Source organism: Saccharomonospora halophila 8 (genome assembly GCF_000383775.1).
In the GTDB taxonomy this organism is placed as follows: Bacteria; Actinomycetota; Actinomycetes; order Mycobacteriales; family Pseudonocardiaceae; genus Saccharomonospora; species Saccharomonospora halophila.
Genome location: NZ_KB912473.1, coordinates 2,490 through 5,028 on the forward strand (window position 1 = coordinate 2,490; position 2,539 = coordinate 5,028).

A 2,539-nucleotide genomic window follows, 5' to 3' on the forward strand; every position below is an offset into this window, starting at 1 on the left:
GCGGGGCATCGTGCGGGCCAGGCGCAGCACGGACGGGCCCTTGCGCAGCGACTTCACCAGTTCCGGCGAGGAGAACCAGTTGGCCGGGCTGCCGGGAACCGGGAAGAAGTCCAACCCCGCCTCGGTCACCAGCCCGCGGAAGTCACCGTGGGTGGCCAGCCGCACCTCATGGCCCCGCGCCCGCAGCGCGGCGCCGAGCGCGAGGAACGGCTGCACGTCCCCGCGTGAGCCGACCGCCACCAGAGTCGCCCTCATGCCGACCCCGCCGCCTTCCGGTAGAGCGTGACGTGCCGGTGCGCGCCCGCGGTGAACGGCGCGCGTTCCCAGTCGGCGAAGCGCTCCACCCGCTCCAGCCCGGCCAGGCGCGCCATCAGGTCCAGCTCCGCGGGCCAGGCGTAGCGGCTCACCTCGACGTAGGTGGACACCGTCCCGGCGCCGATCACGGTGTGGATCTCGGTGAGGATCTGTTCGGCGGGGTCGACGGAGATCGTGTCCAGCATGACCTTGTCCGGGGCGAGGTGGCGTGCCTGGAGCTCGGGTTTGGCGAGCTGGTGGAAGAACGTCGGGTCGTACACTTCGACCACGAGCGTTCCGCCCGGTGCCAGGTGGGTGCCCGCGGCGCGGAGCGCGGCGATCTGCTGCTCGACGTCCGGGACCATGAACAGCGTGTTGCAGACCACCCAGCACAGGTCGAACTCGCCGTCGACGACGTCGTCGGTGAAGTCGCCGCACACCGTGACCACCGCACCGTTCCGGTCGCGGGCACGCAGCCGCTGCAGCATCCGCTCGGATGCGTCGACCGCGTGCACGCGCAGCCCGCGGTCGGCCAGCGGAACCGCCAGTCTTCCCGTGCCCGCGCCCAGTTCGAGCACCCGCGCACCGGGTTCGACGAGCGAGGCGAGGAAGTCGAGGGTCGCCGGGGTCTCGTGGTCCGGATACATCTGGTCGTAGACCTCGGCGAACGCCTCACCGTAGGCCTCCGGCCTCACGCGGTAGGACACAGCACCCCGCTCTCCGCCGACCGGCCGGGTCCCGTCGTGTCCCGGGCGGGGGCACCCGTCCGGTGGGGATCGAGGTCGTGCACGTCGGACAGGAACAGCATCCGTGGCTCGACCCGCTCGTCGTGGCCCGCCGACTGGGCGATGAGGAACTGCACCCGCACCGCGTCGGGATGGTGGGGGACCTGGTTGGTCGCGAAGTTCAGCAGCGCCAGGTAGCTGACGGTGAGCGGGATGCGGGACGGGTCCGGGACCGACTCGGTCGCCTTGAGCAGCTCGGAGGCGACGTCGAACAGCGCCTTCTCCATCCGCCGGACGGGATGCCACAGCATCTGCGGCAGTGTGCGCTCGGCGACGATCTCGTGCTCCCGCCACGGTGTGCGGGTGCCGTCGGCGAGTTCGTCGCGGTAGAGCACGTTGAAGTCGTGCCGTGCCGGGGTCGGCGCGAAGAACCGCCAGTTCGGGATGGCCATCGCCGTCGGGTCGAGGCGCTTGGCGAGCGCGGGCGGTCGGTCGGCCTGCTGGCACACGGTGAGCGCGTACCAGGTGGCCAGTGTCCCGTAGAGCCCCCAGCGGCCCGCGGTCCGCAGCACCCGGCCCACCGTCGTCGGTGTTCCGGTCGGCATCATGCCCCCTCCTGTCTCCTGTGGGTCTCGATCGCCCAGCGCACGACCTCGGCCACCCGTGGCGCGAACCGTTCGTCCATCACGAGCGAGTCGTGCTCGGCGGACGGGACCACGTCGTGCCTGCGGACGTCCGACAGCTCGGCCAGCTCCGCCTGCATCCGGCTGTGGGCGACGTCGGTGGCGGACTGCCGTCCCGCGGTCACCACTCCCAGGGGGAGGTCGCGGGCGGGAGTGGACCGTCGTGCGGCGGCGGCCCACCGGGTGTTCCACAGGGCGAACTCGCCCCGCGCGGCGCGCCAGGGTTCCGGGCGCCGCATGACCCGGACGCTGGGTTCGGCCAGGCCTGCCGGCAGCCCGGTCAGCGCGCCGAAGGCGGAATCGTCGTGCCCGTCGAGCAGTCCGAACCGGGTGCGCAGGGACATGGTGGTGATGCCCTGCCGTACCAGTGCGGCACCCTCACGCTGCAGACTCGACCGTTCCATCTGGTCGGGGTGGGACGAGTCGACGAGCACCAGCCCGGCGGTGTGCCGCGGGTTCCGGTCGGCGAACGCGCGGACCAGCAGGCCGCCGACCGAGTGCCCGACCAACAGGTACGGGCCGGGCAGCGCCAGGGTCCGGACCAGGTCGAGGAGCAGCGCGCCGTGGTCCGCGGCGTCGGTGTGCGTTCCGTGCCGGGTGCTCCAGCCGTTGCCGGGGCGGTCGTAGGCCACGAACGGCGTGTGCCCGTCCAGAGCGCGCAGCACCCAGCCCCACTCCGTGCAGGGGCAGGACAGCGCGCTCTCGAACACCACGGTCGGACCCTCCTCGGCGCGGCCGACGAGCGCGTGCAGCACCTCCCCGCCGACCTCGGCCAGTTCCCCGGGCGCGGGCGGGTATTCCGGGGGCCGTCGGCGCAGGGCGTCCGCCGCGCCTAGA

The 2,539-nt window shown here is 72.7% G+C and carries 4 protein-coding genes; all 4 read right to left on the minus strand.

From position 1 onward, the window contains the following. Window positions 1-255, minus strand: a 255-nt coding sequence (locus tag SACHA_RS0100155) for a glycosyltransferase (RefSeq protein ID WP_198010068.1), incomplete at its 3' end; no start/stop codon positions are given. Then, window positions 252-1,001, minus strand: a complete 750-nt coding sequence (locus SACHA_RS0100160; protein ID WP_019806228.1) for a class I SAM-dependent methyltransferase — start codon at window positions 999-1,001, stop codon at window positions 252-254. The genes SACHA_RS0100155 and SACHA_RS0100160, both read right to left, overlap by 4 nt. After that, on the minus strand, window positions 986-1,627 hold the full coding sequence (locus SACHA_RS19490; RefSeq protein WP_019806229.1) for a hypothetical protein: 642 nt from the start codon (window positions 1,625-1,627) through the stop codon (window positions 986-988). Before SACHA_RS19490 ends, SACHA_RS0100160 begins: the two co-directional genes overlap by 16 nt. Then, on the minus strand, window positions 1,624-2,539 hold a 916-nt coding region (locus SACHA_RS24730; protein WP_198010069.1), incomplete at its 5' end, for an alpha/beta hydrolase. The genes SACHA_RS19490 and SACHA_RS24730, both read right to left, overlap by 4 nt.